At 70.2% G+C, this 16,211-nt stretch carries 15 protein-coding genes; 4 read left to right on the top strand and 11 right to left on the bottom strand.

The window, feature by feature from the left end:
- Nucleotide 1 precedes the first annotated feature (1 nt).
- Nucleotides 2-184, bottom strand: coding sequence for a hypothetical protein (locus KIP79_RS12940; protein ID WP_214105005.1), 183 nt, complete (start codon nt 182-184; stop codon nt 2-4).
- Between the two features lie 127 nt (nt 185-311).
- Here KIP79_RS12940 and KIP79_RS12945 point away from each other — a divergent pair, with 127 nt between their 5' ends.
- Nucleotides 312-1,127, top strand: a complete 816-nt coding sequence (locus KIP79_RS12945) for a MerR family transcriptional regulator (RefSeq protein WP_214105006.1) — start codon at nt 312-314, stop codon at nt 1,125-1,127.
- 58 nt (nt 1,128-1,185) lie between these two features.
- On the opposite strand, the gene dapD is transcribed toward KIP79_RS12945, so the two are convergent.
- From dapD to KIP79_RS12960, 3 genes are read right to left on the bottom strand one after another with little or no spacing between them, the layout of a single operon-like run.
- Nucleotides 1,186-2,142, bottom strand: coding sequence for a 2,3,4,5-tetrahydropyridine-2,6-dicarboxylate N-succinyltransferase (gene dapD, locus KIP79_RS12950; protein ID WP_214105007.1), 957 nt, complete (start codon nt 2,140-2,142; stop codon nt 1,186-1,188).
- Between the two features lie 47 nt (nt 2,143-2,189).
- Nucleotides 2,190-3,848 carry a sialidase family protein gene (locus KIP79_RS12955; protein WP_214105008.1) on the bottom strand — a complete coding sequence of 553 codons (1,659 nt, stop codon included), beginning with the start codon at nt 3,846-3,848 and terminating at the stop codon, nt 2,190-2,192.
- A gap of 55 nt (nt 3,849-3,903) precedes the next feature.
- Entirely contained in the window at nt 3,904-5,316 is a 1,413-nt protein-coding gene (locus KIP79_RS12960) for a dihydrolipoyl dehydrogenase family protein (protein WP_214105009.1), read from the bottom strand.
- A gap of 111 nt (nt 5,317-5,427) precedes the next feature.
- Between KIP79_RS12960 and KIP79_RS12965 the strand changes: the two genes are divergently transcribed.
- Both KIP79_RS12965 and KIP79_RS12970 read left to right on the top strand, forming a co-directional pair.
- Entirely contained in the window at nt 5,428-6,378 is a 951-nt protein-coding gene (locus KIP79_RS12965) for an ATP-binding cassette domain-containing protein (protein ID WP_214105010.1), read from the top strand.
- Between the two features lie 30 nt (nt 6,379-6,408).
- A complete protein-coding gene (locus KIP79_RS12970; RefSeq protein WP_214105011.1) occupies nt 6,409-7,257 on the top strand; it encodes an ABC transporter permease in 849 nt (282 codons plus the stop codon).
- Nucleotides 7,258-7,283: 26 nt separating this feature from the next.
- Here KIP79_RS12970 and KIP79_RS48950 read toward each other — a convergent pair whose 3' ends face one another.
- Complete coding sequence (locus KIP79_RS48950) at nt 7,284-10,532, bottom strand: ATP-binding protein (protein WP_308169696.1); 3,249 nt, start codon at nt 10,530-10,532, stop codon at nt 7,284-7,286.
- Nucleotides 10,533-10,662: 130 nt separating this feature from the next.
- Between KIP79_RS48950 and KIP79_RS12980 the strand changes: the two genes are divergently transcribed.
- Nucleotides 10,663-11,121 carry an excisionase family DNA-binding protein gene (locus KIP79_RS12980; protein ID WP_250213143.1) on the top strand — a complete coding sequence of 153 codons (459 nt, stop codon included), beginning with the start codon at nt 10,663-10,665 and terminating at the stop codon, nt 11,119-11,121.
- A gap of 29 nt (nt 11,122-11,150) precedes the next feature.
- Here the strand turns inward: KIP79_RS12980 and KIP79_RS12985 are convergent, their stop codons facing one another.
- From KIP79_RS12985 to KIP79_RS13010, 6 genes are all read right to left on the bottom strand, one after another.
- Entirely contained in the window at nt 11,151-11,609 is a 459-nt protein-coding gene (locus KIP79_RS12985) for a hypothetical protein (RefSeq protein ID WP_214105012.1), read from the bottom strand.
- Nucleotides 11,606-11,791 carry a hypothetical protein gene (locus KIP79_RS12990; protein ID WP_214105013.1) on the bottom strand — a complete coding sequence of 62 codons (186 nt, stop codon included), beginning with the start codon at nt 11,789-11,791 and terminating at the stop codon, nt 11,606-11,608. Before KIP79_RS12990 ends, KIP79_RS12985 begins: the two co-directional genes overlap by 4 nt.
- 307 nt (nt 11,792-12,098) lie before the next feature.
- Nucleotides 12,099-12,629 (bottom strand): RICIN domain-containing protein, encoded by a 531-nt coding sequence (locus KIP79_RS12995; RefSeq protein WP_214105014.1) that lies wholly within the window; start codon nt 12,627-12,629, stop codon nt 12,099-12,101.
- Nucleotides 12,630-12,741: 112 nt separating this feature from the next.
- The gene (locus tag KIP79_RS13000; RefSeq protein WP_214105015.1) at nt 12,742-14,904 is read right to left on the bottom strand and encodes a helicase-associated domain-containing protein; all 2,163 of its coding nucleotides are present in this window, start codon (nt 14,902-14,904) and stop codon (nt 12,742-12,744) included.
- A 40-nt stretch (nt 14,905-14,944) separates the two neighbouring features.
- Nucleotides 14,945-15,511 (bottom strand): OsmC family protein, encoded by a 567-nt coding sequence (locus tag KIP79_RS13005; protein WP_308169697.1) that lies wholly within the window; start codon nt 15,509-15,511, stop codon nt 14,945-14,947.
- A 171-nt stretch (nt 15,512-15,682) separates the two neighbouring features.
- Entirely contained in the window at nt 15,683-16,093 is a 411-nt protein-coding gene (locus KIP79_RS13010; RefSeq protein WP_250213144.1) for a hypothetical protein, read from the bottom strand.
- Between the last annotated feature and the right edge of the window lie 118 nt (nt 16,094-16,211).

The raw sequence follows: 16,211 nt of genomic DNA on the forward strand, positions 1-16,211 counted from the left end.
CCTAGTGGTAGTCGTCCCGGCCGGAGCTGCCGGAGCGTAGCAGCCGCATCACGGCCATGGCCACGAACGCGAGGATGGCGACGACCAGAATCCACTTGATGGCGCTGAAGACGAAGCCGATCAGCCAGCCGATGACGAAGAACCCCACCACGACCAGCGCGGCGATCATAAGAATGCGTCCCATGCCTTCACGGTACGACCGGGGGCGGCCGTTGTGGCGAGACGGGACGGAACATCAGGGACAACTCAGGGTGCTCTCAGGGGCGGGCGTTGACCCTGACACCGTGTGAGGGCCTACACCAGGAGGGGTCATGTTCACTATCGGAGACTTCGCCAGGATCGGCCGGGTGTCGATCCGCATGCTGCGCCACTACGACTCGGTGGGCCTGCTCCGGCCCGCCCGGGTCGATCCGGTCACCGGGTACCGCTACTACCAGGCGGCCCAGCTGTCCCGGCTCAACCGGCTGATCGCGCTCAAGGATCTCGGCTTCACCCTGCACCAGGTGGCGGCCGTGCTCGACGACAAGGTCAGCGTCGAGGAGCTGCACGGCATGCTCCGGCTCCGGCAGGCCGAGCTGGAGGCCCAGGTAAACCGGGACCGGGCCCGGCTGGTCGGGGTCGAGGCGAGGATCCGGCTCATCGAAAAGGAGGGCGTCATGCCCGCAGACGTCGTCGTGAAGAGCGTGCCCGCGGTCCGGGTGGCCGAGCTCACCGGGGTCGCGGAAAGCTACGAAGCCGAGCACATCAGCCCCGTCATCCAGCCCCTCTACCCCGAACTCATCAAACGTCTGGAAAAGGCCGGGGTCACCATGGTCGGCCCCGGCATCGCCTACTACGAGACCGTCCCCGAGGGCATCAAGATCCACGCCGCCTTCCCGGTCGCCGTCGAGCCCAGCGACCAGTACGACTTCGCCGTCGTCGACCTCCCCGCCGTGGAGAACGTCGCCACCCTCCTGCACCACGGCCCGATGGACACCGTGGACGCCTCGGTTCAGCAACTGGCCCGCTGGGTGGAGGAGAACGGCTACCGCAGCCTCGGCTACATGCGCGAGGTCTACCTCGAGTACGGCATGGGCGACCCGTCCACCTGGGTGACCGAGCTCCAGGAGGCCATCTCCCCCTCCTGACCCGGGCGGGAACGCCGCGATGACCTGGGCGTGGCGCCCGCCCAGGTCGCGCGGTGGGTCAGTCGTTGGCGTGCAGGGCCGCGTTCAGCTCGATGCCGGTTCCGGTACGGGGGACCGCCTCGACGGTGCCCGTGGTGGAGTTGCGCCGCAGCAGCAGGCCGTTGCTGCCGCTCAGGTCGCGGGCCTTGACGGCGGTGCCGTCGGGGAGGGTGACCTTGGTGCCGGCGGTGACGTACAGACCGGCCTCGACCACGCAGTCGTCGCCGAGGGAGATGCCGATTCCGGCGTTGGCGCCGACCAGGCAGCGCTCGCCGATCGAGATGACCTGCTTGCCGCCGCCGGAGAGGGTGCCCATGATCGACGCGCCGCCGCCCACGTCCGAGCCGTTCCCGACCACCACTCCGGCCGAGATCCTGCCCTCCACCATGGAGGCGCCCAGCGTGCCCGCGTTGAAGTTGACGAAGCCCTCATGCATGACGGTGGTTCCCGAGGCCAGGTGGGCGCCCAGGCGCACCCGGTCGGCGTCCGCCACCCGGACGCCCGAGGGGAGCACGTAGTCCACCATGCGGGGGAACTTGTCCACCCCGTACACGGTGACCGGGCCGCGGGCGCGCAGGCGGAGCCGTACCGACTCGAAGTCCTCCACCCGGCAGGGGCCGTGGTTGGTCCACACGACGTTGGCCAGCAGGCCGAAGATCCCGTCCAGGTTCAGGCCGTGTGGCTGGACCAGACGCGAGGAGAGCAGGTGCAGCCGCAGGTAGACGTCGTGCGCGTCCACCGGCGCCTCATCGAGCTTGCCGATCCCCGTTCGCACGGCGACCACCCGTACGCCCCGCTCGGGGTCCTCCCCGATCAGGGGGGCCAGCTCGCCCGCCTCGTCGGGGGAGAGCACCTGCGTCCCGATGGCCGGGGGTTCCCCCAGCGCCGGGTTCGGATACCAGGTGTCCAGGACGGTCCCGTTGTCCGCGATGGTCGCCAACCCTGTGCCGTACGCGCCGGCGTCAATAGCAGTCACGGCCAACAAGGTACCGCCGCCCGCCCCGGACTCCGTACGGCCGGGTCTCAGGGGAGGGGCGGGGTGGTGGGGGTGAGGGTTGTCCAGAGGATGTGGGCTTCGGCCGTGTTGCCGCCCTTTGTGCCGGTGACCCAGTGGGTGAGGGCGGGGGCCTCGCCGGAGTCCTGGATGATCCAGGTGGTGCCGGTGTCGGCGCCGTTGCGGTAGAGGCGGGCCACGCCGGCGCTGTCGGTGGTGACCTTCCAGGTGGTCTCGTCGAGGGGGGACGCGACCGGGTGGACGCGTTCCCAGGTGGTGGAGCCCTTGCGCATGGTCCAGACGCCGCCGCGCTGGATGGTGAGCATGAGGCGGCGGGCGCCGTTGCAGACCTTGGTGCCCAGGCTGACGCCGCTGCCGGTCTGCGGGTCCAGGGCGCTGTCGTCCAGGACGCGGCCGCGGAACTCGACGGTGAAGTCGCAGCCGGCGGCCAGGGGAGTGGTGGCACGGACCGGGGTGGCGTTGGTGCTGCGGAGGTGGATCCCGGTGGCGTCCCGGCGGGCGCCGGGGTCGAGGGTCCACGGGCCTGGGGCCAGGTTCTGGGGGAGGTCGTCGTGGTCGAGGTCGAGGACGGCTACCTTGATGTTGATCTGGTTGTGCTCCCAGACGACGGCGTACCTGCCGGGGGCGAACTCGTCGCCGCTGGGGTAGACGTCCCAGCCTCGGGCGGCCTTCTTGGTCAGGCGGGGGCCGTCGGCGAAGAGGCGGCCGGGTTGCCAGGGTTCTCCGGGGCGTCTGGTCTTGTAGTGGAGGACCTCGCGGTAGCGGTCGGGGCGGGATTCCGACGGGCCGGCGAACGGGCCGGCGAGCGTGTTGTAGATGGCGAGTTCCCGGCCGTCGGCGGCCCGGCTGTAGAAGGTTTTGACGTAGTAGTTGGGTAACTCGGGGTCGAGTGTCATCGGGGACCAGGTCAGGCCGCCGTCGGTGCTGGTGGCGGTGGCGGAGTAGGCGGCGTTCCTGCGGTAGTACGCGTCACGGTCCTCGGGGCGGGCGGTGCGGACCAGGGCGCGGGTGACCATCACGAGCGTGTCGCCACGGGAGACGACCTGCGGTTCCTCGATGCCGATGCCTGCCGGGGGCACCGCCAGGGCACCTGACTCCCAGAGGCGGAGATCTGTGGAGCGGAGTACTCCGGCCTGGGAGACCCCTGAGCCCTGCCGCCAGTAGGGGATCACCCAGACGCCGTCGTGGAGAACCGGCTTTCCGGCGACGACCACCCCTCGGGTGTTGTCCGGAACCCGTACCTCGATCGGGAAATCCGACCAGGTCACTCCCGCGTCCAGGCTCCGCTTCATCGTCATCCGGACCGGAAACCCGTCGACCTCCGTTCCCTCCCGGTCCTCCGCGACCGAAATCCGCCCCACCACCGCGTACAAAACGGATTTATCGCGAAAAAATATGACGTAGTGGTAGCGGTGGGTGGAGGTGGCCGTGGCCAGTGTGCCCTTCGTCCAGGTACGGCCGCCGTCGGTGGTTCGCGCGTACCGGATGGAGCCCTGGTCGGTGGGGGTCGCGTCGAGGGGGTCGCTGGTGCCCGCCCGCCAGCCCACCACCCAGCGGAGTGGGTCCAGGGTCACGATGTCCGGGACCCGGTTCCCCTCGTGCACGAGTTCCCCGGCGGCATCACGTACCGCACGCGAGTCAACGATGATCGCCTGGCTCACACCCATGCCGCCACACCGAAGCGGCACCACGGCAAACTCCGCAACCCACCAAAATGAACTTTCAGAGCCCGTACGCCTCCAGCAGCCGCAGCCACACCTCGCTGACGGTCGGGAACGACGGCACGGCGTGCCACAGATCGTCCAGCGTCACGCCGGCCGTGACCGCGATCGTGGCGGAGTGCAGCAGATCAGCCACCCCCGGCCCCACGAAGGTCACCCCGAGCAGCACCCGCCGGTCCTCGTCCACGACCGCCTTGGCCCGGCCCTTGTACCCCTCCCCCTGGAGGTACGCCCCGGACACCTGCGCGATGTCGTATTCGACGACCCGCACGTTCTTTCCGGCCTTCCTGGCGGCCTCTTCGGTGATCCCGACGGCGCAGACCTGGGGATCGGTGAAGATCACCTGGGGCGCCCCGGCGGCACCGGCCCGATCCCGCATCGACGGGAGATCGTCGGCGGTCCCGGTCGCCCGAGCCACGATCACGTCCCCGCAGATCCTGGCCTGATATTTCCCCATGTGGGTGAGGAGGTCGCGCCCGTTGACGTCCCCGACCGCGTACAGCCAGCCGTCCTCGACGCCGGTCGCCCGCATGCTGTCGTCGACCGTCACCGGACGGCCCCCCGTCAGCCCGACCGAGTCCATGCCGATGTCGACGGTGGACACCTGTCGCCCCGCCGCCACCAGGATCTCGTCGGCCGTCAGCGACGTGCCGTCCGACAGTTCGACCGTCACCTCGCCCCCGGCCACCGGCCGATCCACCTTCTGGATCGTGGTCCCGAACCGCACGTCGATCCCGTGCGCCCGCAGGGACTCGGCCACCATCTCCCCGGCGAACGGCTCGGCCCGCTCCAGCAGCCGCCGTCCCCGGACGACCAGCGTCACCTCCGCAGCCCCGAGGCTCCGCAACGCCTGCGACATCTCGGAGGCGACCACGCCACCCCCGAGCACCACCAGCCGCCGGGGGACGTTCCGTACCCCGGTGGCCTCCCGGTTGGTCCACGGCCGGGCGTCGGCCAGCCCCGGGACGGGCGGGATCGTCGCCCTGCTTCCTGTCGCCAGCACCACCGCCTGCCGGGCGGTGAGCTGCCGCTTGTCTCCGTCACTGCCGGTCACCTCGACCTGCCGGGGCCCGGCCAGCCGTCCCAGGCCTCGGAAGAACACGCCGTGCACCGACTCCACCCAGCGGACCTGACCCGCGTCGTCGTACCCCGACACCGTCTCGTCCCGCCTGGCCACCACTTTGGCCGGGTCGATCGGCCCCGCCGGCAGCCCTGGCACCCGCTTGGTCTCGGCCAGCAGCTCCATCGGCCGCAGCAGCGCCTTGCTGGGGATGCAGGCCCAGTAGGCGCACTCGCCGCCCGCCAGCTCGCTCTCCACCAGGGCCGCGGTCAGCCCGCCGCGGGTCACCCGGTCCACCACGTTCTCCCCAGCAGGGCCGGCGCCGATCACGATCACGTCGAAGACGTCCGCCATAGCTCCTCCAATGCTCGCCTCCGACCGTACCCAACAAGTGATCTCCTGCCCCGCTAGATCCGATCTAGCGACCTTCTCGCGCCCTACGGGTGAAGAGAGAGGGAAGCAGCAATGAGCGCACAAGACGTTCCGGCGATCGAGACGTCCGGACTGGTGAAAGTATTCGGCACCACCCGCGCGGTCGACGGCCTCGACCTCACCGTCCCGCCCGGCACCGTGTACGGCGTGCTCGGCCCCAACGGGGCAGGAAAGACCACGGCCGTGCGCATGCTGGCCACCCTGCTGCGGCCCGACGGCGGCCAGGCCCGGGTCTTCGGCCACGACGTGCTCCACGAGGCCGACACCGTCCGCGGCCTGGTCAGTCTGACCGGTCAGTACGCCTCCGTGGACGAGGAGATGACCGGCACCGAGAACCTCGTCCTCCTGGGCCGCCTGCTCGGCTACCGCAAGGCCGCCGCCCGGGACCGCTCCGAGCAGCTGATGGTCGCCTTCGGCCTGACCGAGGCGGCCGGTCGCCTGGTCAAGACCTACTCGGGCGGCATGCGGCGGCGGCTGGACATCGCCGCCAGCATCCTCAGCACCCCCCGCCTGCTCTTCCTGGACGAGCCCACCACCGGCCTCGACCCGCGCAGCCGCAACCAGGTCTGGGACATCGTCCGCGCCGTGGTCGCGCAGGGCACCACCGTGCTGCTCACCACGCAGTACCTGGACGAGGCCGACCACCTGGCCGCCCGCATCGCCGTCATCGACGCGGGCCGGGTCATCGCCGAGGGCACGCCCGGCGAGCTGAAGGCGTCCATCGGGGCGGGCACCGTGCACGTGCGGCTGCGCGACGCCGCCCAGCGTCCGGCGGCCGAAGACGTGCTGGCGCGGGCGCTGCGGACGCCCGTGCAGCAGGAGGCCGACCCCGTCGCGCTCAGCGCCCGGGTGGACGACGCGGAGATCGCCGCCGCCGCGCTGGCCGAACTGGCCGCCGCCGGGATCGTCGTGGACGAGTTCGCTCTCGGCCAGCCCAGCCTCGACGAGGTCTTCCTCGCCCTCACCGACCGCGCCGCCGCCTGACTTCTGGTCGCCTGACTTTTGGGAGAAACCATGACCACCACCACCTCTGAGACCACCACCGTCCCGTACGTCCCGGCCGCCGAGACCATAGGCGCGGTCATGGCGCCGGGGGCACGGCCACCCCGGCCGAGCGCCCTGTCTGCGTCGATCACGTTCGGCTGGCGCGCCATGTTGAAGATCAAGCACGTGCCGGAGCAGCTGTTCGACGTGACCGCGTTTCCGATCATGATGACGCTGATGTTCACGTACCTGTTCGGCGGCGCCCTGGCCGGGTCCACCGGGGAGTACCTGCAGTACCTTTTGCCCGGCATCATGGTGATGAGCGTGGTGATGATCACTATGTACACCGGCGTGGCGGTCAACAACGACATCGCCAAGGGGGTCTTCGACCGTTTCCGCACGCTGCCCGTCTGGCGCCCGGCCGCCCTGGTCGGCAACCTGCTCGGCGACGTGCTCCGCTACCTGCTGGCCTCCACGACGATCGTCGTGGTCGGCCTGATCATGGGCTTCCGCCCGCCCGGCGGGATCGTGGGCGTGCTGTCCGGGGTCGCCCTCCTGGTGATCTTCTCGTTCGCCTTCTCCTGGATCTGGACCATGTTCGGCCTCTTCCTGCGGAGCGAGAAGTCGGTGATGGGCATCAGCATGCTGGTGCTGTTCCCGCTCACCTTCCTCAGCAACGTCTTCGTCGACCCCGCCACCATGCCCGGCTGGCTCCAGGCCTTCGTGGACGTCAACCCGATCGCCCACCTGGTCGCCGCGGTCCGCTCGATGATGAACGGCGCCTGGGACACCGGTGAAGTGACCTGGGTGCTGGTCTCCGCGGCCGTGCTCACCGTCGTGTTCGGCACGATCACCATGCGGCTCTACAACCGCAAGTAGTTGCTGTCCACGGGACGGGTTTCTCGTCAGTGCAGCCGCCAGTCGATCTCCCGGTCCGGCTGGTAGCGGCAGGTGGCTCCCGTGGAAATGGTGGAACGCAGATGGGAGGCGAGGGCGGGGTGGCGGTCGTCGAGTTTGCGCAGGGTGTCGCGGATGCGGGCGGTGACCGTCTTGCGGGCCCGCTCCGCCTCGTCGCCCAGCCGCCGGTCCCGGCCCGCCAGACCGGCGGCGGCCCGCAACTCGGCCAGCAGCGCCTGCCGCTCCCGGTCGAACTCGGCGGCCCGCCCCTCCTGGCCGAGCGCCGCCGCCTGGTCGATCTCCTCGTCCAGCAGGGTCAGCCGGTGCCGGAAGGCGGCCTTGGCCGCGTCGTCCAGCACCGGATCCCCGCCCATCCGGCGCGCGGCCACCACGACCTCGCCGCCCTCGGGGTCGAGCAGCCGCACGGCCGGCACGTCCCCGCCGGGGGTGCTCAGCAGGTAGTGCAGGTCGCGCAGGCCCTTGGCGTCCGGCATGTGCACGGTGCGCTCCCCGAAACCCAGCGACCAGACGCCGTTCTCCAGCCGGAACACCCCGCCGGGCACCGGGGCGGCGGACGGGCCCGTCTGACGGCGGAGCGCGTGGACCCGGTCCACGATGTGCCGCATGCCGATGCGAGCCGCTTCCCGCTCCACCGCGTCCAGCAGGGTCACGGCCGCCCGCAGGTCGCCGTCCGCCCCTCTGGCGAGGCGGGCCGCCGCCAGGCCGGTCCGCGCCTCGATCGACCAGGGCGCGGCCTTCAACCGGTCGGCGGATCGGTAGGCGGCGGTGAACCCGGCGATCGCGTCCGCCCAGCGTCCCTCCCCGGCGTCCAGCACCGCCAGCCAGTGGTCCACGGGGCCGCTGATGTCGCAGCCCCACAGGGAGAGCAGCCAGTCACCGCGGTGCGGCTCCAGCGCCGCCCGGGTCCGGGCGGTCAGCCCGGGGTCACCCGCCACGGCCGCCGCCTGCGCCATCAACCGCAACCCCAGCGACGCGAAACTCCGCGGGTACGGGTCCGCCCCCGGGCCCGGCAGCAGGCGCAGACCGCCCGCCACGTCGCCCTTGCTCAGGGCGGTGATGCCCGCCAGCAGCTCCGGATGCGGGTGGCGGTCGGCCACCAGGCGTTTGTGCAGTTCCTCCAGCTCGTCGAACCTGCCCTGCAGGAGCAGGAAGGCCCAGCGCAGGTGGTTGGCCATGAACGCGGGCGCCGACGCGCTGTCGTCGCCGACGGAGGAGAGCGCCTGCTCCAGGTAGTTTTCCGCCTCCTCGAACCGGCCCATCAAGGTGGTGATGATGCTCTGGTCGATGAAACCGGCGAAGTTGAGACGGAGCATGCCCTCCTGCTCGGCGACCTTGGTGGACAGGTCGTACTGGTCGAGGTAGGCGGGGTCCCCCTGCTCCAGCAGCGTCACCCAGCGCAGCGACGCCCCGAAGTGCATCGTGTCGTGGTCACCGGTGCGCCGGGCGACCTCCATCAGCTCCGCGGTCAACGCGGCCCGCTGCTTCGCGGTGCCCGGACGCCAGAGCAGGTCGAACAGCGTTAGCAGGCTGAAGGAGAGCGTTTCGTCGTCCTGCTCCCGCCGGGCCAGGTCCGCCAGCCAGGCGGCCAGCTCTGCCGCGATCACTTCGTTCGGGACCGGCCCCGCGCGTCCCGGGTGTTCCGCATGGACGTGGTGATCCTGGTCCCGGTTCGGGTGTTTTGTGTGATCCCTGGTCGCGGTCATCCGGGCGTGGGCCTCGTGGAGGAAGTCGATGGCGACCGGCCAAGTGTGGCCGTAGTTCCAGACCGGGCCCTCCGAGCGGAAGAGGCTGAGGGCGACCCTGGCCAGCAGGTCCGGCCTGTCCAGTTTCCTGGCCAGGTCGATGGCGATGCGGAAGCTGGTGCGGGCCTCTTCGACGGCGCCCCGGTGGTCGAGGGACTCGCCCAGGCGGAGGGCGATCACCAGCCTGCTCCGCGGGTCGAGGGCGGCGGCCACCTCGTACGCCTTGCGGAGGTGGCCCAGCGCCTCCTCGGTGGCCATGCGCTGGCCCGCGTCCCATTCGGCGTGACGCAGGGATTTCACCACGCGGGCGGGGTCCAGTTCGTCGCCTGCCAGGTAGGCGTGGTGGGCCTGGTCGGCAGGGAAGATCCATTCGGCGAGGGCGGGGGAGCGGTCGAGGGCACGGATCACCGTCGCGTGGCGGCGGCGTATCTCGGCCGCGCCCGGCGTGGCGTAGAGCGTCTCCCGTACCAGATCGTGGGCGAACACGAACTTCCCGGTGTCCCGCGCGACCACCAGGCGGGCGTTCACCGCCTGCTCCAGCAGGCCGTCCACCTCGGGCGGCGCCAGCCCGGACACCGCCGCCAGGACCTCACGGTGGAACTCCCGCCCGAGCACCGCGGCGTCCGTCAGCAACTCCACCAGGGCCGGGGGCAGCAGCGACAACCGGCGCTGCAAGGCGTCCCGCACCCCTGGCGCGATCGCGCTCACCGAGCCACTGCTCCGCCACAACCGGGCGGTCTGCTCGACGAAGAACGGGTTCCCCCCGGTACGCCGGTGCACCTCGTCGACCAGCCCCGGCGTCGGCTTCCGACCGGCGGTCCGGGCCATCAACGTGCCCACCTCGTCCCGAACCAGCCCGGTCAGCGTCACCGTGGTCGCCTTCGCCAGCAGCGGCGTGATCAACGGCTCCAGCGGGTGCCCGCCCGACTCCACCTCCACATCCCGGTACGTCCCGACCAGCAGTACCCGCTCGAACCAGGTGTGCTGAACCGCGAACTCCAGCAACCGCAACGACGCCGTGTCCGCCCAGTGCAGGTCATCCAGCACCACCATCACCGGCCGATGCTGCGACACCGAAACCAGCGCCACCGTCACCGCGTCATACAACCGGAACGCCTCGGCCGACCCGGGCGCCGGCGCCTCCCCCAGCAACACCAGTAGATTGCTCCCCGCCGCCGCGGCCGCCTCCGCCCACTCCTCCTCCGTGGCCCCCCGCTTCAACGCCCGCACAACCTGCACCCACGGCCAGTACCCCGGCGCCCCCTCCGAATGCCAGCACGACCCGCTGACCACCAGCGCCCCCCGCCGCCTGGCCTCCTCAACGGCCCCCGTCACCAGCGAGGTCTTCCCAATCCCCGCCTCCCCGGTGACCAGCACCAGCCCCCCATGACTCTCCGCGGCCCGCTCAATCTCCCCACGCAGAACCCCCGCCGGCCCTTCCCGCCCGATGAGCCCCACCACCATCCCACCCAGCCACCTCAGCTCCGCCAACACCTACCCCGCCACGCTACCGACCGCTTCCGACAAAACCAGGAGCCCTGGTCTGGACTCTGCTGGCAGGCACGTTCGGTGATTGCATTTATTGCGTTCGCTGCACATAATGCGATGGAGAGGAGGGTAGTAAATGACCGTGCGAACTCCGAAGTCCCTGGAGCCCGGCCGGGTGGACGCGCAGGACGCGGCCCGTGCCATGCGACGGATCAAGGACTACCTGGCCACCCACCCCGGCGCTGAAGACATCCGCGTTACCGGGGAGTTGGCCGGCGACGAGGCCCTCGTCCTGCCCCGCGATGTCGTGACGATGCTCGCCTACATGCTCACGCAGCTCGCCGAGGGGCGGGGCGTGACAGCGATGCCCAATCATGCCGAGCTGACTACACGGCAGGCGGCGGACCTGCTCAACGTCTCCAGGCCCTACCTCATCGGGCTGCTCGACACGGGAAGGATTCCGCATCGCCTCGTCGGGCGGCACCGGCGTGTCCGGTTCGAGGATCTCATGGCTTACAAGCGGCAGAGCGATACTGACAGGCGCAAGGCCGCCGACGACCTCATAGCCCTCAGCGAGGAACTGGACCTGTACTGATGGCGTTCGCCGCGTCGGGCTGGCCTTGATTAGGTGGAGCGGTTAGTTGACCTGGGCCTACTCTTGCTCGCCTTCCGCCAGGAGCGTTGCGGCGGCTTGAGGGTCCATGAGATTGGACCAGACCACCTCACCGGACTCCGCCGGTGTGTGTGCGAGCTGTTGTACGCCTTACGCGCCTGCCGGGCTCGTTCGGCGAGCGCCGCGTAGAAGTCGTCTGGGCTGCCGTCCTCCCGACGACCGGCTGCCACCAGCCAGGGGCAGCGGTTGTCTTGCCATACCGCTCCCCTCCAACGCTGGATCTTGACCTTGAGCAGGACGTTGTCATCCACCGAGGCGATCCGCTCCCGGGCGCTGCCTCCGGCGAACTGGGCAGACGCCTTGTGGATCAGTGGATGGTCGATCTCGTCCAGAGCTATGTGGGCTGGCGGCAGCTTGGCGATGCCGAGGTCTTCACGCAGGCAGCGGATGGTCGGACGGGTAGGATTCACCCTTCCTCCACTCCGCCGAGTTCCTCGATCTGCTCCTTGGTGAGTCCGGAGACGAGGGCCACTCGGGCGGTGTGCGTGCCGTCCAGCTGGGCCATCGCCTCCTGCATTGCGGCATGCAGTTCGGCCTGGCGGACCTTGAGGTACACCCGTACGGCCTGTGCCACGAACTCCTTCTTCGTCACGTGGAGAAAGTGAGCCCCGTGAGAGATCAAGCGATCGGTTTCCGAGTCCACCTTCAGCGGCGCCACATTCGAACCAGCCACGATAACCTCCAGTACCCAAAGGTACCTGGTGCCTTTGCCTGAATGAAAGCGTACGCCTCCGACCTGCGGGGACAACGCGCTACCGCAGGTCGGTGGGGAGGCTTCGAATGCTCGCCTAGGTATGGGGCTGTTTGCCAGGGGAGGAAGTCAACGGCACCCTCTGACGGTCCAGACGCGGGAGCGGAAAGTCGCGCTGGGCGTGACTTTCCGCTCGGGTAGGGGATTGTTAGCTGGTCCAGACGAGGTGCCAGCGGCGGGAGGGGTGGCGGTCGCAGGTGTACTGGAGGGCTTCGACGTTGTTGGCGGTGCTGAGGCCGCCGGCGATGGTTACGCACTTGCCGGTCTGTACGTTTTTGATCCAGTAGTTGCCGGTGTCGCCGTCCTCGGAGAAGGTCCATGACCGGGAGGGGTGGCGGTCGCAGTTGTATTGCAGAGCCGTGACGTTGTTGGCCGTGCTGAGGCCGCCCGCGATCGTCAGGCACTTGCCCGTCTGGGCGTTTCTGATGCGCTTTCCACCGCCCCTGCCCGACTCCAGCGTCCAGCGCCGGGACAGGTCGGTGTCGCAGGTGTACTGCACGGCGTGGACGTTGTTGTCGGTGCTGACGCCGCCCGCGATGGTCAGGCACTTGCCGGTCTCCACGTTGACGAGCATCAGCTGCCTCGCGCTTGCGGTGGCCTGGGTCGGGACGGCGAGGGTGGCCAGCACAAGGCTCAAGGCTGTGGCGACGGCGAGCTTGACGGCGGCGGAACGTTCCACGGAGACCTCCTGAAGGTGGGTCGGACTTCCTTCAGGATCCGGAGAGCGGCCCAATTGGGTCGTGAGTAGGGACCTACTCAAGTGGGACTCCAACTACCGGGATTCCGGGGGGTCAGCGTCTGGCCGGGGCTCTGTGCTGGGCTGGTCGGGTGATGACCGTTGTGCCGGTCTCGTCCTCCAGTGTTGGGGTGTAGCCGGCGTTGCGGAGGGCGGTCAGGGTTTCCTGATCGTCCGCTGAGCTGATCAGGACGGTCGGGGCGATCTTGCGGAGGCCGAGTTTGGCCAGGGCTCGGGTGCGGGCCAGTTCGTCGATGAGGGTTTCGTCGTCGGAGCGGATGCAGCAGCCGGAGCGGACCACGCGCATCCGGCCGTGGGTGCGGCCCATGTCCTTGATCAGGTATTCGAGAGGCTGTGGGAGGGGGGCTTCGGCGACGGCGGTGAGTTGGGTGAGCAGCTTGTCGGCCTCGTGACCGGTGTCGAGGGCGCGGCGTACGGTCGCGGGAGTGAAGCGCCAGACCACCGCGTGGCCCTCCGACTCCCGGTCGGCGGTCGTGTCGAGCAGGGCGGCGAGTGACGCGATGGGGATCCCCCGGACGACCGCGGTCAGGTCGGCCTGGAAGAAGGCCGACGACTGAGGCGGCGGCAGCATCGCGGTCAGCGCGGAGGCCAGCGCGGGCTCCGGCGACGACCACGCCTCGCCCGTGCGGAGCAGATCGAGGACGGCGCGGCCGACCTGGGTGAGCCCGCCGTCGGCGACGACTCCGAGCAGTTCGGCCTCCCGGAGGATGGCGGTGATCTGTTCGGGCGTGTCGGTGACCCCGTGCGGGCAGTGCCAGTTCGCCCTGGCGATCAGGTAGGGCAGCGCGGTGACGCCCTTGCCCGGCGGCAGCGCGTCCAGCGCCTCAAGCAGCGCGTACCGGGTGCCGACCGCGTACGGGTCGTCCGGCTCGGTGAGGGCGACGGGCGTCTCCCCGGTGAAAGGCCAGTACGTATAGGTCGCCGGGATCGTGGCCCAGGTGGCGATGACCGGGGTCAGCCGTTCGGCCGGTGGCCGTTTCAGCCACCTGTCGTACGCCTTGGTGGGAAGCAGGTTGGCCACGGGGTCCGGCAGCCGGCCACGGTACCCCTTGGGGCGTTCGACCGGTTCCGCGTGCGGGCGGAGCAACTGGGCCTGGGTGGCGAGGTCGAGCCAGAATCTGGCGACCTCCTCGGCCACGCTCGCGGCCTTCGCGACGCGTTTGGTGTCCCGTACCGAGAGGCCGCCGGTCTTGCGCAGGGCGGGAGGCTGCTGCGCGCAGGCGGCGAGGAGCCGTTCGATCTGGGAGGCCGCGCCGGTGACCGCGGCCTGGGCGGAGCCGTCGGCCCGAGTGGTGGCGATCAGATCGTCGGGCGGCTGTGGCGGGCGGGGGTGGAAGGGGACCCGTAGTTCGCCGAGGACGGCCGTGGCGACCTCGATCGGCACCTCGGCCAGGTCCTCCGCCCCCGCAGGTAGCAGCAGGCCCCGGGCGGTCAGCCAGTCGGTGTCGGGATCGCCGGAGCCGCTGTCCCGGAAGCGGACCTTGGGGTTCGGGGGATAGCCGAGGGAGCCTTCGTAGGCGTGGGTGAGGACCTGCGAACCGTGCTTGATGATGCCGTCCAGATGGTCCCTGACCGACGCGGGCGCGTCGTCCAGCAGAGCACGCACCCGGTCGGCGTCGGTCAGCAGGGCGACCACTCCGCGTTGGGCGTCGTCGCGGGTTCTCGCCTTCGGCAGGCCCAGCGTGTCGGCCAGCCGGTGGACCTCCGGGGCGTTGAAGAAGGCGGTGAGGAGTTCGGCGGCCGGGCGGCCCAGGCCCACCGTGTCGGCGAGGCTCACATGGACGCCGACCGGAACCGTCACGTGCGCGCCATGCGGCGGGAGCACCAGCGTCAGTTCGGCCAGGTCGTCCAGGACCGCCTCGGCGTCGGCCCGTAGTCCCTGGTCCGCTCCGGCGAGTAAGTCGATCACTTCGGCGCGAGGCACGGAACGGGTGGCCGGGTCCACGCCGTGCCAGTAGCCGCTCAGCCGACCGTGCCGGCGTGCCGCCACCCAGGCCGTGGCCGCCAGGGCCTGGGTCTGGGGAAGTGTGCAGAACCCGATGAGCGCGAGCGTCACCTCATGGCGAAGCAGCAGCCGCGCGAGGTCCGCCGGTGAAATGCCGTTCCTGCTGGTGAATCCGGCCCGCGCCAGAATCTGGCGAAGCTCCTCCGGACTCTTGGTTTTCAGCCAGGACACGAGATGCCGCTCCGTGCTCATCCCCGGAGTTTAGATGCGATGAAGGGCACGTGTACCGACATCACCCGGAGCTGGGGCCCATCAGGTCGACAGTGACCTGAGGGGGCTGTCGCAGGGAGTTGTGTACGGTGCAGTGTTCGGCGACGGCGCGCAACGCGGCGCGGCGGGACTCGGGAAGCTCTTCGGGGACGGTGACCCGCAGGCGTACCGCGCTGACGCGGGCGGGTCTGTCGGCCGCCATGTCGAACTCGGCGGTGACGCGCAACCCTCGGCGGGGGACGCCGTGCCGATCGAGGAACCGGCCGGCGTAGAAGGCGACGCAGGACGCCAGCGAGGCCACGAACAGTTCCGTCGGCATGGTGCCCCGGTCGGTGCCGCCGCTGTCGGCGGGCTGGTCGGTGAGGAGTGCATGCCCGCGCACCTCGACCGTGTACGCGTCGCCTCCCGCGTGGCGTACGTCGATCGTGTGCCGTGCCTCGGCCCCCGCTTCGGGCGCGGGTCGTGGCGCTTCCTCAAGGGCGGCCGCCTGGGCGAGCAGGCAGGCGGCCAGGGCCCGGGCAACCTGCGGGCTCAGGCTGATCCATGCCTCATCGTGATCGTAGGAACGTAGACCGACATCGAGCGTCACCCGCCCATGCGTGTGTGGGAGCTCCAGATGACCCACGACCAGTTCCCGGCCACATTCTGTTCTTACGATGTCCTGTCCTTCGCGAAGCTTCATCACTGCCTCCTGATCCCGGTGTAGTCCCGTTGCGGCGGGCGGAGAAAGGGTCCAAGGACCTCTGGGTCGGGCGCACCGTCACGTCGGGTTGAGCCGCAGGTCGCGGCTCCTCCGGCAGGCGATCAGGTACGCGATCGCGGCCACGGCGACGACCGGGAGCGCCGCGAGCCCCCACCCGGTGTGGAACAGGGCGGGCGGTGCCTGTTGGACCAGCACGAGGCCGCCCATCGCGAAGACGAACCAGCCGAAGGCCGTACGAAGGCGGTCCGCGCGGACCCGCCCGGCGAGCCATCCGCCGACCAGGCCGCCGGTCACCGCGGCGGCGGTGACCGGAAGGGCGATCGACCAGTCGACCTGGACGGTCTGCAGGGCGACGGCGCCTTCGAGGACGACATGGCCGATCGGCAGGTCGGTGTGGACCGGCGCACCCTCAGGTGTCCCGCGCCCGCAGATCATCGCCGCGGCGGTGGCCAGCATCATCAGCGCCAAGGGCTAGGACGGTTCGTGGGCGTTGGCGAAGCCGGCGGCGATTTCGGCGAGGACGGGTTCGTTGTTTCGGGAGGAGGGTGAGGGCGTCCCAGCGTTCCCAGATGGTAGGAACCTTCGG

This window comes from Acrocarpospora catenulata (assembly GCF_018476525.1).
Lineage (GTDB): Bacteria > Actinomycetota > Actinomycetes > Streptosporangiales > Streptosporangiaceae > Acrocarpospora > Acrocarpospora catenulata.

What these genes read in the sequence shown, in the direction of transcription:
- KIP79_RS12940 (WP_214105005.1), bottom strand. Translation starts at nt 184, where the DNA reads ATGGGACGCATTCTTATGATCGCCGCGCTGGTCGTGGTGGGGTTCTTC.
- KIP79_RS12945 (WP_214105006.1), top strand. Translation starts at nt 312, where the DNA reads ATGTTCACTATCGGAGACTTCGCCAGGATCGGCCGGGTGTCGATCCGC.
- KIP79_RS12955 (WP_214105008.1), bottom strand. Translation starts at nt 3,848, where the DNA reads ATGGGTGTGAGCCAGGCGATCATCGTTGACTCGCGTGCGGTACGTGAT.
- KIP79_RS12960 (WP_214105009.1), bottom strand. Translation starts at nt 5,316, where the DNA reads ATGGCGGACGTCTTCGACGTGATCGTGATCGGCGCCGGCCCTGCTGGG.
- KIP79_RS12965 (WP_214105010.1), top strand. Translation starts at nt 5,428, where the DNA reads ATGAGCGCACAAGACGTTCCGGCGATCGAGACGTCCGGACTGGTGAAA.
- KIP79_RS12970 (WP_214105011.1), top strand. Translation starts at nt 6,409, where the DNA reads ATGACCACCACCACCTCTGAGACCACCACCGTCCCGTACGTCCCGGCC.
- KIP79_RS12980 (WP_250213143.1), top strand. Translation starts at nt 10,663, where the DNA reads ATGACCGTGCGAACTCCGAAGTCCCTGGAGCCCGGCCGGGTGGACGCG.
- KIP79_RS13000 (WP_214105015.1), bottom strand. Translation starts at nt 14,904, where the DNA reads ATGAGCACGGAGCGGCATCTCGTGTCCTGGCTGAAAACCAAGAGTCCG.